Annotated in this window: 14 protein-coding genes; all 14 read left to right on the top strand. The window is 69.9% G+C overall.

Translation table 11 applies throughout. The annotated features are described in order from the left end of the window. From IT184_09540 to IT184_09475, 14 genes are read left to right on the top strand one after another with little or no spacing between them, the layout of a single operon-like run. Positions 1 to 699 (top strand): class I SAM-dependent methyltransferase, encoded by a 699-nt coding sequence (locus IT184_09540; GenBank protein ID MCC7009046.1) that lies wholly within the window; start codon positions 1 to 3, stop codon positions 697 to 699. A gap of 7 nt (positions 700 to 706) precedes the next feature. Further along, positions 707 to 1,753 carry a glycosyltransferase gene (locus IT184_09535; GenBank protein MCC7009045.1) on the top strand — a complete coding sequence of 349 codons (1,047 nt, stop codon included), beginning with the start codon at positions 707 to 709 and terminating at the stop codon, positions 1,751 to 1,753. After that, a complete protein-coding gene (locus IT184_09530; GenBank protein MCC7009044.1) occupies positions 1,750 to 2,436 on the top strand; it encodes a sugar transferase in 687 nt (228 codons plus the stop codon). The genes IT184_09535 and IT184_09530 overlap by 4 nt, the downstream gene beginning before the upstream one ends. Before the next feature lie 16 nt (positions 2,437 to 2,452). Further along, positions 2,453 to 3,640, top strand: a complete 1,188-nt coding sequence (locus tag IT184_09525) for a DegT/DnrJ/EryC1/StrS family aminotransferase (GenBank protein ID MCC7009043.1) — start codon at positions 2,453 to 2,455, stop codon at positions 3,638 to 3,640. An 11-nt stretch (positions 3,641 to 3,651) separates the two neighbouring features. Then, positions 3,652 to 4,539 carry a polysaccharide deacetylase family protein gene (locus tag IT184_09520; GenBank protein ID MCC7009042.1) on the top strand — a complete coding sequence of 296 codons (888 nt, stop codon included), beginning with the start codon at positions 3,652 to 3,654 and terminating at the stop codon, positions 4,537 to 4,539. 11 nt (positions 4,540 to 4,550) lie between these two features. Continuing rightward, entirely contained in the window at positions 4,551 to 4,865 is a 315-nt protein-coding gene (locus IT184_09515; GenBank protein MCC7009041.1) for a hypothetical protein, read from the top strand. Continuing rightward, positions 4,855 to 6,534 (top strand): HAD-IIIC family phosphatase, encoded by a 1,680-nt coding sequence (locus IT184_09510; protein MCC7009040.1) that lies wholly within the window; start codon positions 4,855 to 4,857, stop codon positions 6,532 to 6,534. The genes IT184_09515 and IT184_09510 overlap by 11 nt, the downstream gene beginning before the upstream one ends. Next, a complete protein-coding gene (locus IT184_09505) occupies positions 6,531 to 6,935 on the top strand; it encodes a VOC family protein (GenBank protein MCC7009039.1) in 405 nt (134 codons plus the stop codon). The genes IT184_09510 and IT184_09505 overlap by 4 nt, the downstream gene beginning before the upstream one ends. A gap of 1 nt (position 6,936) precedes the next feature. Further along, positions 6,937 to 8,070, top strand: a complete 1,134-nt coding sequence (locus IT184_09500; protein MCC7009038.1) for a hypothetical protein — start codon at positions 6,937 to 6,939, stop codon at positions 8,068 to 8,070. 39 nt (positions 8,071 to 8,109) lie between these two features. Further along, on the top strand, positions 8,110 to 10,119 hold the full coding sequence (locus IT184_09495; protein ID MCC7009037.1) for a polysaccharide biosynthesis protein: 2,010 nt from the start codon (positions 8,110 to 8,112) through the stop codon (positions 10,117 to 10,119). A gap of 6 nt (positions 10,120 to 10,125) precedes the next feature. Continuing rightward, positions 10,126 to 10,974 (top strand): ABC transporter permease, encoded by an 849-nt coding sequence (locus tag IT184_09490; protein ID MCC7009036.1) that lies wholly within the window; start codon positions 10,126 to 10,128, stop codon positions 10,972 to 10,974. Next, on the top strand, positions 10,971 to 12,647 hold the full coding sequence (locus tag IT184_09485) for a hypothetical protein (GenBank protein MCC7009035.1): 1,677 nt from the start codon (positions 10,971 to 10,973) through the stop codon (positions 12,645 to 12,647). The genes IT184_09490 and IT184_09485 overlap by 4 nt, the downstream gene beginning before the upstream one ends. Before the next feature lie 31 nt (positions 12,648 to 12,678). Next, positions 12,679 to 14,676 (top strand): pyruvate dehydrogenase, encoded by a 1,998-nt coding sequence (locus tag IT184_09480; protein ID MCC7009034.1) that lies wholly within the window; start codon positions 12,679 to 12,681, stop codon positions 14,674 to 14,676. After that, on the top strand, positions 14,666 to 16,000 hold the full coding sequence (locus IT184_09475; GenBank protein MCC7009033.1) for a 2-oxo acid dehydrogenase subunit E2: 1,335 nt from the start codon (positions 14,666 to 14,668) through the stop codon (positions 15,998 to 16,000). Before IT184_09480 ends, IT184_09475 begins: the two co-directional genes overlap by 11 nt. Positions 16,001 to 16,008: the final 8 nt, after the last annotated feature.

Genomic DNA, 16,008 nt, shown 5'->3' with positions numbered 1-16,008 from the left:
ATGAGCACCGTGGTCGTCGACGCCGAGACCGAGCGGATCCGCGAGGCGTACGCCCGGCGCACGGGCGAGTCGCGCTACTCGTGGTTCAACGCCGCGCACCTGCTCGCGGTGCAGGAGCGGGAACGGGTGCTCATGGACCTGTTCCGGCGGCACGGCATCGTGTCGCTGGCCGACGCGCGCGTGCTCGACGTCGGCTGCGGCATGGGTACCTGGCTGCGCGACTTCGTGAAATGGGGCGCGGCGCCCGAACGCCTGACCGGCGTCGATCTGCTGCCCGATCGCATCGTGCAGGCGCGGCAGTTGTGCCCGCCCGGCGTGACGCTCATCGCCGGCAACGCGGCCGACCGGCCGTGGGCCGGCCGGTTCGACATCGTGCTGCAGTCGATGGTCATGACCTCGGTGCTGGCGCCCGAGCTGCGCCGGGCCCTCGCGGCGGCCATGTTGGACGCGGCGGCAGGTGGAGGCGTCGTGCTCTGGTACGACTACTTCGTGAACAACCCGAGGAATCCCGACGTGCGGGGCGTGTCGCGCCGCGAGATCGCGAGCGTGTTTCCCGGCTGCACGATCGATCTCCGGCGCGTGACGCTGGCCGCGCCGCTGGCGCGTCTCGTCGCGCCGCGGTCGCGCGCGCTCCACGAGATGCTCCGCGCCGTCCCGTTGCTGCGCACGCACTACCTGGGCATCATTCGAAAGGCGTAACGGACGCATGCTGCCGCTTCCCTCCGTCTCGATCGTGATGCCGATTCGCAACGAGGCCGACTTCATCGCCCGCAGCCTCGGCGCGGTCCTGGCGCAGGACTATCCCGCCGATCGGATCGAGGTGCTCGTGGCCGACGGCACGTCGACCGACGGCACGCTCGAGATCGTCTCGCGCCTGACGGGCGCCGGCCGCCGGGTGCGCGTGATCCCCAATCCGAAGCGCATCGTGGCGACGGGCCTGAACCTGGCGATCGCCGAAGCGACGGGAGACATCATCATCCGCGTCGACGGCCACTGTGAGGTCGCGCCCGACTACGTCCGCCGCTGTGTCGAGCACCTCGTGCGCGGCGAGGCCGACGGCGTGGGCGGCCCGCTCGAGACGGTCGGGCAGACCGACGCCGCAGCCGCCATCGCCGTCGCGATGAGCTCGCCGTTCGGCGTCGGCAACTCGGCGTTCCGGACGGTCTCGGACCGGACGATGATCGTCGATACGGTGGCGTTCCCGGCGTACACGCGCGAGGTCCTGCAGAAGGTGGGGCCGTTCGACATGGAGCTCGTGCGCAACCAGGACGACGAGTACAACTACCGGCTGCGGAAGATGGGCGGCCGGCTGCTGCTCGCCGCTGACGTCCGCTCGCGGTACTTCAGCCGCAGCTCACTGCGCTCGCTGTGGCGGCAGTACTTCCAGTACGGCTACTGGAAGGTGCGCGTGCTGCAGAAACACCCCCGCCAGATGCGCTGGCGGCAGTTCGTGCCGTTCGCCTTCGTGGTCTCGCTGTTGGCCGGCAGCGCGCTGACGCCGTGGACGCGGATTCCGCTCACGGCGACGATCGTCGCCTACGTCGGGGCGAACCTCGCCGCGACGGCGCTGTCGGCGCGGCGCCTGGCGCGCTGGCGCGCGCTGTCGGCGCTGTCGGCGGCCTTCGCGATCCTGCACCTGTCGTACGGCTGGGGATTTCTGGTCGGCCTGGCCGCGTTCCGGAATCGATGGGGAAGCGCTTCGAACGAAGGGGCCGGCCGGCAGCCCGACTTCGCGGTGCGGTCGAGCCGGTGAGCCGCGGACACGAGACGGCCGCCGGTGTGCCGATGCGTCGCGGCGCGCGCCTGCGGCGCGCCTGCGATTGCGCGTTCGCCCTCGGCGGGCTCGTCGTCGGGAGCGTGCCGCTCGCGCTCGGCGCGCTGGCGATCCGGCTGAGCCAGCCCGGGAGCGTCGTGTTCCGCCAGGTGCGGATCGGCCGAGGCGGACGCCCGTTCGAGCTGTACAAGCTGCGCACCATGCGTCCGGCCAGCGGCGCTCAGGTCACGTCGATCAACGACGCGCGGATCACGCCGGTCGGCCGTGTGCTCCGCACGTTGAAGATCGACGAGGTGCCGCAGCTCTGGAACGTCCTGCGCGGCGACATGGGCATCATCGGGCCGCGGCCCGAGGTCCCTCGATTCGTCGCCCGCTACAGCGACGCCGAGCGCGCGATCCTCGACGCCACGCCAGGGCTGGCCAGCCTGTCGCAGCTCGTCTACGCGGACGAGGCGCGCGCCCTGGCCGGGCATCCGAACCCCGACGACGCCTACGCGCGGTTCGTCATGCCGCTGAAGATCGCCGTGGATCTGCAGTACGAACGTACCCGGACGTTCATGACCGACCTGACACTCATGGCCGACGTGCTCCTGCTCATCGCCGGCCGCAACCGCCGAGCGGATCCGAACTTCCGCGTGCCGCTGGAGGCGTCCCGGCAGTAGCCGGATCGAGAGGGATATGCGATCAACGTTTCTTCCGTACCACCTGCCTTCGATCGACGACGGCGAGATCGCGGCGGTCGTCGAGACCATGAAGTCCGGGTGGTTGACGACGGGCCCGCGTGTGCGCGAGTTCGAGGCGCAATTCGCCACGGCCGTGGGCGCCGAGCACGCGGTCGCGGTCAACTCGTGCACGGCCGCGATGCACCTCGGTCTCGAAGCGGCCGGCGTACGGGCCGGCGACGAGGTCATCGTGCCGACGCTGACCTTCACGGCGACGGCCGAGGTGGCGATCTACCTTGGCGCCAAGCCCGTGCTCGTGGACGTGCAGCGCGACACCTACAACCTCGACCCTGACGCGGTGGCCCGCGCCATCACGCCGCGCACCCGCGCGATCCTGCCGGTGCACTACGCCGGGCAGGCGTGCGACATGACCGAGATCCTGGAGCTGGCGCGCCGGCACGGCCTGCGCGTGATCGAGGACGCGGCGCACGCGATGCCGGCGTCGTACCGGGGCACGCCGGTCGGGCGGCTCGGCGACGTCACGTGCTTCTCGTTCTACGCGACGAAGACGCTCACCACGGGCGAAGGCGGCATGGTGACGACCCAGGATGCGGCGCTGGCGGCCCGCATGCGGATGATGTCGCTCCACGGCATCAGCAAGGACGCCTGGAAGCGCTACACCGCGGAAGGGTCGTGGTACTACGAAGTCCTCGAGGCGGGCTTCAAGTACAACATGACGGACGTGGCCGCGGCGCTCGGCCTCGCGCAGCTCGGGCGGCAGCAGGAGTTCCTCGCGCGCCGGCGGGCGATCGCGCAGCAGTACGATGCGGCGTTTGCCGACCTGCCCGGCGTGGCCGTTCCGCGCCTGCGTGCCGATCGCGAGCACGCCTGGCACCTGTACGTGATCGAGATCGATCCGGCGGCGGTGCCGGGCGGGCGCAATGGCGTCATCGACGCGCTCCGGCACGCGAACATCGGGACGTCGGTGCACTTCATCCCCCTGCACCTGCACCCGTACTACCGCGACCGGTTCGGCTACGTCGCGGAGGCGTTCCCCACGGCCATGGCCATCTACGAGCGCATCATGTCGCTGCCGATCTATCCCGCGATGACCGACGGAGACGTCCAGGACGTCATCGACGCCGTTCGGCGCGCGGCCGGTGGCGTGCGAACCGTCGTCCCGGCCGCCGCAGGCACGATCTAGATCGAGCTGACATGTCCGTGCTGGTCGCCAAGCGTGCGGTCAAGCGAACCGCGGGAATCGCGAGCGTGCTGCTGCGCGGCACGACGGGGCCGCGTCCCGATCCGTCCGTGTGCATCCTGGTCTATCACCGCGTCTCGCGTGCGCGCGTGAGCGAGCCGCGCCTCGACGACTGGAACGTGCATCCCGAAATGTTGGACAAACAGATCGCCGCGCTCGTCGAGCACGCGGACCTCGTGTGGGCTCACGAGCTGCCCGCGCTCTTGGCCGGGCATGAGGCGCGCCGTCGCCCGCTCGCGTGCCTGACGTTCGACGATGGTTTCCAGAACTTCCATGACGAAGCGCTGCCGATCCTGGAGCGCTACGGTGCGAAGGCCACGCTCTTCGTCGTGACCGCCTACATCGGCCAGCCGGCGCCGATGCCGTTCGACCGGTGGGGAGGGCGGCACGCGGCCGATGCGCCGGCCTCGGCCTGGCGCGCCATCGACTGGCCGTCGATCGAACGCTGCTTGCGGTCTGGTCTGGTCGAGGTCGGCGGGCACTCGCACCGGCACCGCAGCGGTCTGGAGCTGACGGCGACGGAAATGGCTGACGAGGCGGGGCAGTGCCGGGACGTGCTGACCGCCCGCCTCGGGCGTGAGCGCATCGCGTCGTACGCGTATCCGTACGGGAGCTCGCGCCTCGGGCATGTCACCCCTGCGTATGTGGCCGCCGTCGCGGACGCGGGCTTCGTCACGTCCATGACGACCGACCTCGGGCTCGCCACGGCGGCCAGCCGGCCGTTGGAACTGCCGCGCGTCGAGGTCTACACAACGGACACGCCCGCGGTCGTTCGGGCGAAGGTGTCGGGCTCGCTCGCGCCCTTTCGCGTGACCGACCACCTGCGCCGGGCGAGACGGTGAGGATGAACGGGATGTCAGAGATTCGTGAGGCGCTGACGACGGCGGTCTTCGACGCGATCGACGAGGTCAACGCGCTCAGACCCGCCACCGATCAGTTGCCGAAGACGCTCGAAACGGAGCTCGTCGGGGAGGCTGGCCGGCTCGACTCGCTGGGGGTCGTGAACTTGATCGTGGCGCTCGAGCCGCGCGTCGAAGCGGTGCTGCGCTCGCCGGTGAGCCTGCTCGCCGACGAACGCTTCGACCCGGGCGCCGGCGCCTTTCGGACGGTCGCGTCGCTCGTCGAGCATCTGTTGCGCCTCGGCGCCGGGGACCGGGATGTCGCGTGAACGGACGCCGCTCGTCGTGCTGGCCGACTTCAATGCCGCGAATCTCGCATCGCTGCTGACGCGCGACGCTGGGTCGCCGGTGATCGATGCGCGCAGCGCCGGCCCCAGCGCGGCGGCGTGGACGGAGGCGCAGGACGAGGCGCACGCAGACGTGGCGGTCGTGTGGACCCGGCCCGAACGCGTGAGCCCGGCGTACGATGCGCTGCTGACCCGTGGCGACGGCCGCCTGACGGACATCCTCCATGATGTCGACGCGTTCGGCGGAGAACTGAAACGGCTTCGCGATCGAAGTGGCCGCCTCATCGTCATGAGCTGGTCGCTGCCGCCGCTCGGCCGCGCCTTCGGCGCGCTGGCGCTGTCGCCGCGAGGAGGCGCCGCGCACGCGCTCCTGCACATGAACCTGCGGCTGTCCGAGCTCGTCGCGGCCCTGCCTGGCGTCGTGTTGCTCGACTCGAGCCGCTGGATGCCGGCGGAGCGCCGGCCCGACGAAGCCAAGCTCTGGTACGCGGCGAAGATTCCGTTCGGTACGGACGTCTTCCGTCGCGCGGTTCTGGACGTGAAGGGCGCGCTCCAGGCGTCGGTTGGACAGGTGCGAAAGGTCATCGTCCTGGATCTCGACGACACGCTGTGGGGCGGCATCGTCGGCGACGTGGGATGGGCGGGATTGCGGCTCGGCGGGCACGATGCCGTCGGCGAGGCCTACTGCGACTTCCAGCGCGCGCTGTTGGCGTTCGCCGCGCGGGGTGTGATGCTGGCGGTCGTGAGCAAGAACGAGGAGGCCACCGCGCTCGAGGCCATCGATCGGCATCCGGAGATGATCCTCCGGCAGCGCGACCTTGCCGGCTGGCGCATCAACTGGGACGACAAGGCCGCGAACGTGGCCGTGCTCGCCCGACAGCTCAACGTCGGGCTCGACGCGATGGTCTTCATCGACGACAACCCGGCCGAGCGTGGACGCGTGCGGGAGGCCCTGCCGGACGTGCTCGTGCCCGAGTGGCCGGCCAGCCCGCTCCTCTACGTCGACGCGTTGCTCGGGTTGACCTGCTTCAACTCGGTCGCGGTGACCGACGAGGATCGCGAACGGACGCGCGCGTACGTTGCGGAGCGGGACCGCGAGCGGGAGCGCGATGCCGCCGGTTCGGTCGAGGACTGGCTCGCCAGGCTGGACCTGTCGGTCCATGTCGAGCGGCTCAGCCCGAGGACGCTGCCGCGCGCCGCGCAGTTGCTCAACAAGACCAACCAGATGAACCTCAGCACGCGGCGGCTCGACGCGGCCGCGCTCGAAACGTGGGCGGCAGATCCGGCGCGCGCGTTCTGGACGTTCCGCGCCATGGACCGGTTCGGTGATGCGGGGCTGACCGGGCTGGCCAGCGTCGAGATCGATGGTCCCCGCGCCGAGATCGTCGATTTCGTCCTGAGCTGCCGGGTGTTCGGCCGCCACATCGAGGACGTGATGCTGCACATCGTCGCCGACGCCGCGCGACAGCGGGGCGCGACGACGCTCGGCGCGACGTTCGTGCCGACCGCCAAGAACCGCCCGTGTCTCAGGTTTCTCGAACGCTCGGGTCTGTCGCACGTGGCGGAGCACCGGTTCGTGTGGGATCTGGCGACGCCGTACCCCAAGCCGGACCACGTGGAGATCCATGAGGCAATCGAGGTGGCCTCGTGACGCATCCCGCCTGGCTGGACAGCGCCGCGGTCTTCGATCACGTCGGGATGGCCGTGCGCTCGATTCGGGATCTCGCAGACGAGAACACGGCGGTCATCGAGGACCCGGTGCAGCGCGTCAGCGTCGCGTTCGTCGATTGGGGCGGCGTGCGCATCGAGCTGATCGAGCCGCTCGGCAGCGCGTCGCCCATCGACAACAGCCTCACGAAGGGGCAAGTGCTCGTGCACCTCTGCTTCCGCGTGCCGGATCTGGACCGTGCGCTCTCACAAGCGCGTCGTGCCGGTCTGGTACAGCTCGCCCGGCCCGTCCCCGCGCCGGCGTTCGATGGACGACGCATCGCGTGGCTCTTCAGCCGAGCGGCCGGGTTGATCGAGCTCGTCGAAGGCGCGTCTCACGTCTGAGATGGGAATCGCGATCGCCCCCTACAGTTCCGATCACGCGGGTGCCTTGAACGCGTTCAACCGGCGCCTGTCCGAGAGCGGGATCACCTACCGCTTCCCTGATGCGCTGCCGCCGGAGGAGCCCGCGCCGGTCCGCAAGCACGCCTTCGTCGCTGTGGACCGCGAGGCGCACGTGCGCGGCGGCTACCTGGTGCAGGAGCAAACGTTCTGGATCAACGGACGCGAGCGCACGGCGGGATTCCTGCAGTTGCCGTTGTCCGAAGGGCTGATCAGCCGGCAGTACAGCATGGTCGGGGCACAACTGCTCGCGCATGCCTCACGGCGCCAGCCGCTGCTCTTCGGATTGGGGATCGGCGGCCGCGACCAGACGATCGCGAAGCTGGTGCTGGCGCTGGGGTGGGAGATCGCGCCGGTGCCGTTTCTCTTCAAGCTCGTCCGCCCGTTTCGCGTGGCGCGCGGGCTCGACGCCGTCCGCCGGACGCCGTGGCGGCGGCTCGCGCTCGACGTGGCGGCGTTCTCGGGCCTTGCCGCCGCGGCGTCAGTCGTCGCGGCCCGTCGAGCGCGCGCTGCCGTTCGTGCCGTCGCCGAACGAGCGGGCGGCGAGCGCGCAGGCGGTGAGCTCGGGCCGCTTCACGAGCTCGGCGACGGCGATCCGCAGTGCACGGCCCTCTGGGAGCGTCACCGCGGCGTCTATCGGTTCGCGGCCCGCCGGGATGCGGACACGATCGCGCAGTTGTATCCCGCGGGATCACGGTTTCTGCGTTGGGCGTACCGCCGCGGTCCGCGCCTGACCGGCTGGGTCATCGCCCTCGACACCGGGATGCGCGGCCATTCGTACTTCGGCAACCTCCGCGTCGGCACGATCGTGGACTGCTTCGGCGACCCGGACGATGCGGATCCGATGATCGCGGCGGCGACGAAGATGCTGGCGGGGCGCGGTGTGGATCTGATCGTCAGCAACCAGGCGTCCGGCATCTGGACGACGGCGCTTGGACGCGCGGGCTTCTCCGAGCACACGTCCAACTACCTGTTCGCCGTCTCGCCGGCGCTCCGTCGTGAGCTCGGGATGCCGGGCACCCAGGTGCAGGACTGCCACTTGACGCGGGGCGACGGGGACGGCCCTCTGAATCTGTAGCCGCGCCGCGGCGACTGCCGCGCCTGCAGTGGTTCAACCATGACTCGCTTTCAATCCTCCTCCGACGCACTGCGTGCCGTCGTCTTGACGCTCGCTCGATGGACGCGGGCCGGTCTGCTCCGGTATCGCCGGCCGCTCGTCGTCGCCGTGCACCTGGCGGCACCGGTCGCGACGAGCTACGCGGCGTTCTGGCTCAGGTTCGATGGCGTCATCCCCGCCAGGGAGCTGTGGCTCTGGTGGTCGATGCTGCCCTGGGTGCTCGCGATCCGCGCCGTCCTCTTCGTGCCGTTCCGGCTGTACGAAGGGCTCTGGCGCTACTCCAGCATGTGGGATCTGCGGAACCTGATGGCCGGCGTCGCCGGCGGATCGGTGGCGGCGTACGCGCTCGTGCACCGGTACTTCGGGTACGTGGACTACCCGCGATCCGTGTTCATCATCGACGCGCTGCTACTCGTGTTCGTGCTCGGAGGGCTGCGCCTGGTGCCGCGGATCTACCGGGACATCGTCCGCAGCGGCAACGGGAAGCGCGTGCTGATCGTGGGCGCGGGCGACATGGGCGAGATGATCGTGCGGGACATGTCGAACTACCGCGACTACCGTCCCGTCGGCTTCCTCGACAACGACCGCACCAAGCGCGGGCTTCGGATCCACGGGGTGCCGGTGCTCGGGACGTTGGCGGATCTGCCGCGCGCGATCGCCCGGACGCGGCCCGACGAAGTGCTCATGGCGGTCGCGCAGCGCGAGACGGCGCTGGCGCAGGAACTTGTGCGGGTCCTTCGCCCGTTCCGCGTCCCGATCACGACGGTCCCGCCGCTGCGCCATCTCATCGACGGGAAGATCGCGGTGAGCCAGATCCGGCAGTTGTCGATCGAAGACCTGCTGGCGCGGCCGCCGGTGGGGCTCGACGATCGGCCGGTCCGCGAGCTGATCGAAGGACGGTCGATTATGGTGACGGGCGCCGGCGGATCGATCGGCTCCGAGCTGTGCCGTCAGATCGCCGCGTTCCGGCCCAGCCGCTTGATTCTCTTCGAGCGTTACGAGAACAGCCTGTACACGATCGCGCACGACCTCGAGGACACGTTCCCCGATGTGCGCACCGAGCTGGTCATCGGCGACGTGACGGACGAGGCCCGGCTCGACGCCGTGCTGTCACGCTGGCAGCCCCGGATCATCCTGCACGCGGCCGCGCACAAGCACGTGCCGCTGATGGAGTTCAACTGCTGCGAGGCCGTGAAGAACAACGTCATGGGGACGCGCATGGTGGCCGCCGCCGCCCAGCGGCACGGCATCGAACGGTTCGTGCTGATCTCCACCGACAAGGCCGTCGAGCCGACGAGCGTGATGGGCGCGACGAAGCGCGTCGCGGAGCTGACCGTGCAGGCGCTGGCGCCGTTCGGCGGCACGCGGTTCACGACCGTGCGCTTCGGCAACGTGCTCGGCAGCAACGGCAGCGTCGTGCCCAGGTTCCTCAAGCAGATTCACGCGGGCGGCCCCGTGACCGTCACGCACCCGGAGATCGAGCGCTACTTCATGCTGATCTCGGAGGCCGTCCAGCTCGTGCTGCACGCCGCCGCGCTCGGCGAAGGCGATCACATCTACGTGCTCGACATGGGCGAGCAGATCAAGCTCGTGACGCTGGCCGACAACCTCATCCGGTTGTCCGGGTTCGGGCCCGACGACATCAAGATCGAGTTCGTCGGCCTGCGGCCCGGTGAGAAGCTGTCGGAGCGCCTGCACGCCGACGAAGAGGAGCTGACGCCGTCGCCGGTGGAGAAGGTGCTGCGCGTGGCGAGCCGTCCGAGGGGCGCCGACCACTTGAGCGTTGAGCTCGATCAGTTGATTCGCCTCGCCAAGCTCGGCGAGGCGAGCGCGGTCGTCGCCGCGCTGAGCCGGGTCGTGCCGTCGTTCACGCCGGATCCGGCGCTGTTGCGGCGCAACGCCGAGGCCGAGGCGCACATCGCGTCGCGGCGCCGGATGGTGGCGGCGGCCGTCGGCGGCCGTTCGGGTGCGTGGCAGGACGCCGATGACCTGCCCGACACGGCAAGGTAGACCTCGATGTCCGTCGATCAGATGCACGCTCGTCCGATTGCTCACGTCCGGCTCGCGCCGCCGCGCGGCTGGGTCCGCCTCCACCTTCGCGATCTGTGGGACTACCACGAGCTGCTGTATTTCCTCATCTGGCGCGACGTGAAAGTCCGCTACAAGCAGACGGCGCTCGGCGCCGGGTGGGCGATCATCCAGCCGCTCTTCACGATGGTCGTCTTCACGCTGTTCTTCGGCTGGCTCGCGAAGATCCCGTCGAACGGCTTGCCCTATCCGTTGTTCGCCTACGCCGCGCTCGTGCCCTGGACGTTCTTCGCGAACGGGCTGACGCAGTCGGCCGACAGCCTGGCTGGCAGCGCCAACCTTCTGCGAAAGGTGTACTTCCCGCGTCTGGCCATCCCGATCGCCACGGTGCTGTCCGGTGTGGTCGATTTCGTGATCGCCTTTGCGGTGCTGCTCCTGCTCATGGCCTATTACGGCGTCTATCCGACGGTCAACGTCATCTGGCTCCCGGCGTTCCTGCTGCTGGCGCTGGCGACGGCGCTCGGCGTCGGCCTGTGGCTGTCGGCGCTGAACGTGGAGTACCGCGACGTGAAGTACGTCGTGCCGTTCATCGTGCAGTTCTGGATGCTGGCGACGCCGATCGCGTACTCCAGCCGTGAGATTCCCGACCCGTGGCGCACGTGGTACGGCGTCAACCCGATGAGCGGCGTCGTCGAGGGCTTCAGGTGGGCGCTGCTCGGTCAGAGCGGGACGCCAGGTCCGATGGTCGCCGTCTCAGCGGCCGTCGCCGCGGTGGTTCTCGTCGGTGGGGCCTACTACTTCAAGCGCATGGAGAGCTCGTTCGCCGATCGCGTATGACCATGGCGCCAAAGCGCATCGGGCTCACGGCCCTGCTCGCGCTCGTCAGCGTCGGCGCCTACGTCGGCTGGGCGCGGCTCTTCGGCACGTTCGTGTTCGACGACACGTACATCACGTATCGGTACGCCGAGCATTGGGGCAGCGGCGCCGGCCTTCGGTGGAATGCAGGCGAGGCGCCAGTGGAGGGGTTCACGAGTGCGGCCTCGGTGGCGCTGGGTGCCGCGATGCGTCGGCTCGCCGGGCTCGCGCCGGACGTGACGTTGCCTGCGAGTTCGCAGGTCGCGTGGGTGCTGCTCCTGGTGTGGGTGATGCCCGTGCTGGTTCGGTCGGCAGCCAGCGAGGCCGGCGAGGATCGCCCGCAGGTGCTGTTCGGCAGCCTGGTGATCGCGGGCGCGCTGGCCGTCAACGGTCTCTTCGCCTTCCATGTCTTTCACGGACTGGAGACGATGGTCTTCGTCGCGGTCCTGCTCGCCGTGGTCGCGGTGGTCCTCCGGCCGCTGACGACCCGACGGGCGTTGGTGCTGGCGGTGGGGTCGGTCGTGACGATTGCCGTGCGGCCGGATGCCGTGGCGCTGCTCGGGCCGCTCTGGCTGGTCATGGCCGTCTGGACCCGACCGCCTCGACGCGCGCTGGTCGCCGGCGCGCTGGTCGCCGGCGCGCTGCTCGCCGCGATCACCGCGGCGCGATGGGCCTATTTCGGCGACGTCGTGCCGAACACGATGCACGTCAAGGTCGTGGCCGATGGGTTCCCGGGGGCTCAGTATGTCAGGACGTACCTCGGGCTCGTGTGGCCGTTAATCCTCTTCATTGCGCTCGGAACGCTGATCATCGGACCGTGGCGGGTGGCGCGTGATGCCATTGCGATGCTCTTGCTGGTGCCGGCCGCCGTGTTCTGCCTCGTCTTCACGCGAATCGATCCCATCATGGGGCAGGGCTACCGTTTTCTGATCGTGACCCTGCCGATCCTCCTCGTGGGAGCCGCCCGCATCGCCGTGCTGATGCAGCCGGCGCGGTCGTCGCGCCTCGGCGGAACCATCGCGAGCGGAGCGTTCGTCGCCGCCGTGCTCGCGACGACGGCGCTCAGCAATGCCCGCCTGCGCGAAACGATCTATCCCGGCTGGGTGCCGTACTTCGCGGCGCAGCACGATCTCGTCGCGCTGGGACGCCGGCTCGAACCGCTCTCGCGGCTCCAGCCGCCGCCGCTCGTGGCGACGGCGGACGTGGGAGCGCTCGCGTATTTCTCTCGGCTGCCGGTCCTCGATCTCATCGGGTTGAACGACCGAGTGATCGCGCGTGAGGGAGTGACGGCCGAGTACGTGGCCCGCCGACAGCCGGATCTGCTGGTGCTGCCGGATATGAATCTCCAGCGGCCCTCTCCCGATCGACGGCTCGCGGGCGAGCCGTTCGAGATCGCTGGCGAGCAATGGGTGCTCGACGTCGACTCGTACGGGCCGAGGATTCTGGCTGATCCCGGCCGTTCGCGCAGCGGCGGCGGCGTGACCCTGATCGTCGCACGGACGCCGGGCTTCGGCGAGGACTACGAGCATGTCGGCAGCGTGCCGACCGGAACGACCGACACGCTCCACGTCTTCGTCAGGCGGGCGTACGCCCATGCGGAGGTCGTGCGGCGGGTGTTCGTACCGCAATCGACCACCTCGGTCCGTGTCAACTGACGCCTACGCGTCGAGAGCGAGAGAGGAGCCGATGTCGCGCATTCCAGAGTTGACCCCGCGCCACGTGGAGGCCTCGCAGGAGCTGTCCGCGGCGGCGGGCGGGGTGATGTACGCGGAGGCCCTGCTCATTCGCCGGTTCGAAGAGCGTTTGCTTCAACTGTTCTCCGAAGGGCAGTTGTTCGGCACCGTGCACACCTGCATCGGCCAGGAGCTCTCGGGCCTGGCCGTCGCCCGGCATCTCGCCCCCGGCGACCAGGTGTTCAGCAATCACCGGTGCCATGGGCACTACCTCGCGCGGACGGGCGACGTCGAGGGGCTGCTCGCCGAGATCATGGGACGCGTGACGGGCGTGTGCGGCGGGCGCGGCGGCAGCCAGCACATCTGCCGCGATGGGTTCTTCAGCAACGGGGTGCAAGGGGGCATCGTCCCCATTGCGGCCGGCCTTGCGCTGGCGCACCAGCAGCGCGGCCTTGCGCACGTCGTGGTGGTGTTCATCGGCGACGGCACGCTCGGCGAAGGCGTCGTCTACGAGACGATGAACATCGCGTCGAAGTGGCGCCTGCCGCTGTGCATCGTCCTCGAGAACAACCTGTACGCGCAGAGCACGCCGCAGGCCGAGACGCTCGCCGGCGGCGTGCTCGAACGTGCGATGGCGTTCGGCCTGCACGCGCGAGCGGGCTCGACGTGGCAGCCCGAGGAGCTGGCCGACGTCGTCGGTGCCTCGCTGGACCACGTGCGCAGCGGACGCGGGCCGGCGTTCGTCAAGATCGACACCTACCGTCTCATGGCGCACTCGAAGGGGGACGACGACCGCGATCGCGCGGAGGTCGAGGCGTACTGGGCCAAGGATCCGGTGGCCCTCTTTCTCTCGCAGCATGCGCAGGCGCAGGCGCTCGATGCGGACATCCGCGACCGGCTCGATCGGGCGGTGGCGACCGCGCGTCAGGCCCCGTTCTCGACGGCCGGCGGCGGCGACGTGCCGGAGCGGATCGCGGATCCCGTCTGGGTGTCCGCGAGTCGCCCCCGCGAGCGTGCGCGCGTCGTCGAAACGCTCCGCGCGAGCTTCGATCGCAACATGGCACGCGACGCGCGCATCGTGCTGCTCGGCGAAGACATTCGATCGCCGTACGGCGGGGCGTTCAAGGTGACGCGCGGTCTCAGCGATCGCCATCCCGCGCGCGTGCTGAACACGCCGATCAGCGAGGCGGCGATCGTCGGCCTGGGGATCGGGTTGGCCATGAACGGCCTGCGTCCGGTCTGCGAGATCATGTTCGGCGACTTCCTGACGCTCGCGGCCGACCAGATCATCAACCACGCGTCGAAGTTCCCGTACATGTACAACGGCCAGGTGCAGGTGCCGCTCATCGTGCGGACGCCAATGGGCGGCAAGCGCGGATACGGACCGACGCACAGCCAGTCCCTCGAGAAGCACTTCCTCGGGCTGCCGCAGACGCAGGTGCTGGCGATTCACCATCGGTACGACCCCGGGCGCGTCTACGACGAGCTGTTCGACACGCTCGATCGATTCGCGCTCGTCATCGAGAACAAGCTGCTGTATGCGCAGCGGCTGGCAGAGCATGATCCCGACGGTTTCGTCGTCGAGCACACCGCCGAGCGGTTTCCGGTGACACGGATCCGGAGCGACCTGCCGCCGGACGTGACGGTCCTCTGTTATGGCGGCATGCTCGTCGAGGTCGAACAGGCCATCGAAACCGTGTTCGATCAGGAAGAGATCGTGGCGGAGGTGATCTGTCCCGTGCAGTTGTATCCGTTCGACTGCCGGCCCGTCGTCGAGTCGGTGCGGGCGAGCGGGCGGCTGCTGATCGTCGAAGAGGGCATGGGGTTCTCGGCGTTCGGCGCCGAGGTCGTCGCGCAGATCGTCGAGGCGCGGCCCGGGGCGATCCGGCACCTGAAGCGCCTCAGCGCGCCGCCGCATCCTTTGCCGAGTTGCGGCCCGCTCGAGGCCGCACTGTTGGCCGGACCGGCCTCGATCCATTCCGCCATCGTGGAGATCGTCCGTGGTGCATGACACGGTGGCCGTGCGGTTGCCGTTCGAGACCGTGAACGACGCGAGCGTGACGGTGCTCGAGTGGCTGGTCGATGACGGCGAGCGCGTGGAGGCCGAGCGACCCCTCGTGCTGCTGGAGACGACGAAGACGGTGGTGGACGTGCCCGCCCCGGTCGCAGGGGTCGTCTGTCGTGTGGCGCCAGCCGGCGCGGAGTTGCCGGTGGGCGCCGTGCTGTGTCACATCGGGCCCAGCCTCGACGCCGCGGTGCGTGCTGCGGCCGAGCCCGCGCCCGTGGGCGTCGTGCCGCCCGTGGTGCCGAGCTCTGAGCGCGCCGCTTCCGATGGCGTTCGCGAACGGGCCGTGTCGGCCGCCGTGTCGATCGGGGCGGGCGAGCCGGACGGATCGCCGCGGGCCCCACGCCTGAGCGCGGCCGCACGAGCACTCGCAGAGGCCCTGGCGGTGGCCCCAGCGGCCTTTGCGGGCCGACTGCTCGTCCGTGAGCGTGATGTCCGCGAACGCGTGGCCGGATCGTCGACGGTGTTGGACGAGTCGCGGACATCCGCTGCGCCTCGGACGGAGCTGGGCAGCGGACTCGGAGTCCACGAGGCGCCGGCAACCGCGACGACCGGCAGCGTGACCGTCGCGGTGCCGAGCGACGGCCGGCTTTTGATCGCGGACGACCGATCGGCCAGCACGTCGCTCGGTGCCGTGCTGGTGTTCGAGTGCGCGCGGCTGCTCGTGCGGTATCCCGATCTCAACGCGTCCTGGCAAGCCGGTGTGCACCGGCACGCGTCCATCGACATCGGCTACCTCATGGATTTCGCGGCCTCGCCGCCGGTGTCGGTGATCCGCGGCGCCGACCGCAAAGATCTCGAGACGATCGGCGACGAGTACGTGAAGGCCGTGCGGGCGTATCTGCGCGGCGAAGGGCCGTCGGATGCGGCCGCGCCGACGTTCACGATCGCCGACCTGTCGACGGCCGGCGTCGTCGACGCGCAGCCCGTCGTCGGCCGCGCACAGAGCGCGGCGCTCGCGGTGTCGGCCATGACGCCGGCATGGCCCGGAAGCGGGTTCTTCCATCTGGTGCTCGCGTTCGACGCCCGAATCGTGTCCGGCCGCGCTGCGGCCGCATTCCTCGAGGAGCTTCGGGATCGGCTGGTCGCGCACGAGCAGGCCCGCCCGGCGGTCGATACCGCCGGCACCGTCGAGCCCGAGTGCGCCTTGTGCCTGCGGCCGATGAGCGAGCTCGAGGGCGCCCGCCACATGCTGGTGCGCACGCTCGTCGGCGTCGGCCGCGGAGAGCAGCTCGTGTGCACGATCTGCCTTCGGGACTGGTGCGCCTGAACGCCGCG

It is taken from the genome of Acidobacteriota bacterium, assembly GCA_020853395.1.
GTDB lineage: Bacteria > Acidobacteriota > Vicinamibacteria > Vicinamibacterales > SCN-69-37 > JADYYY01.
This window is presented reverse-complemented; position numbering and strand designations above follow the sequence as displayed.

What these genes read in the sequence shown, in the direction of transcription:
- IT184_09540 (MCC7009046.1), top strand. Translation starts at nt 1, where the DNA reads ATGAGCACCGTGGTCGTCGACGCCGAGACCGAGCGGATCCGCGAGGCG.
- IT184_09535 (MCC7009045.1), top strand. Translation starts at nt 707, where the DNA reads ATGCTGCCGCTTCCCTCCGTCTCGATCGTGATGCCGATTCGCAACGAG.
- IT184_09525 (MCC7009043.1), top strand. Translation starts at nt 2,453, where the DNA reads ATGCGATCAACGTTTCTTCCGTACCACCTGCCTTCGATCGACGACGGC.
- IT184_09520 (MCC7009042.1), top strand. Translation starts at nt 3,652, where the DNA reads ATGTCCGTGCTGGTCGCCAAGCGTGCGGTCAAGCGAACCGCGGGAATC.
- IT184_09515 (MCC7009041.1), top strand. Translation starts at nt 4,551, where the DNA reads ATGTCAGAGATTCGTGAGGCGCTGACGACGGCGGTCTTCGACGCGATC.
- IT184_09510 (MCC7009040.1), top strand. Translation starts at nt 4,855, where the DNA reads ATGTCGCGTGAACGGACGCCGCTCGTCGTGCTGGCCGACTTCAATGCC.
- IT184_09500 (MCC7009038.1), top strand. Translation starts at nt 6,937, where the DNA reads ATGGGAATCGCGATCGCCCCCTACAGTTCCGATCACGCGGGTGCCTTG.
- IT184_09495 (MCC7009037.1), top strand. Translation starts at nt 8,110, where the DNA reads ATGACTCGCTTTCAATCCTCCTCCGACGCACTGCGTGCCGTCGTCTTG.
- IT184_09490 (MCC7009036.1), top strand. Translation starts at nt 10,126, where the DNA reads ATGTCCGTCGATCAGATGCACGCTCGTCCGATTGCTCACGTCCGGCTC.
- IT184_09485 (MCC7009035.1), top strand. Translation starts at nt 10,971, where the DNA reads ATGACCATGGCGCCAAAGCGCATCGGGCTCACGGCCCTGCTCGCGCTC.
- IT184_09480 (MCC7009034.1), top strand. Translation starts at nt 12,679, where the DNA reads ATGTCGCGCATTCCAGAGTTGACCCCGCGCCACGTGGAGGCCTCGCAG.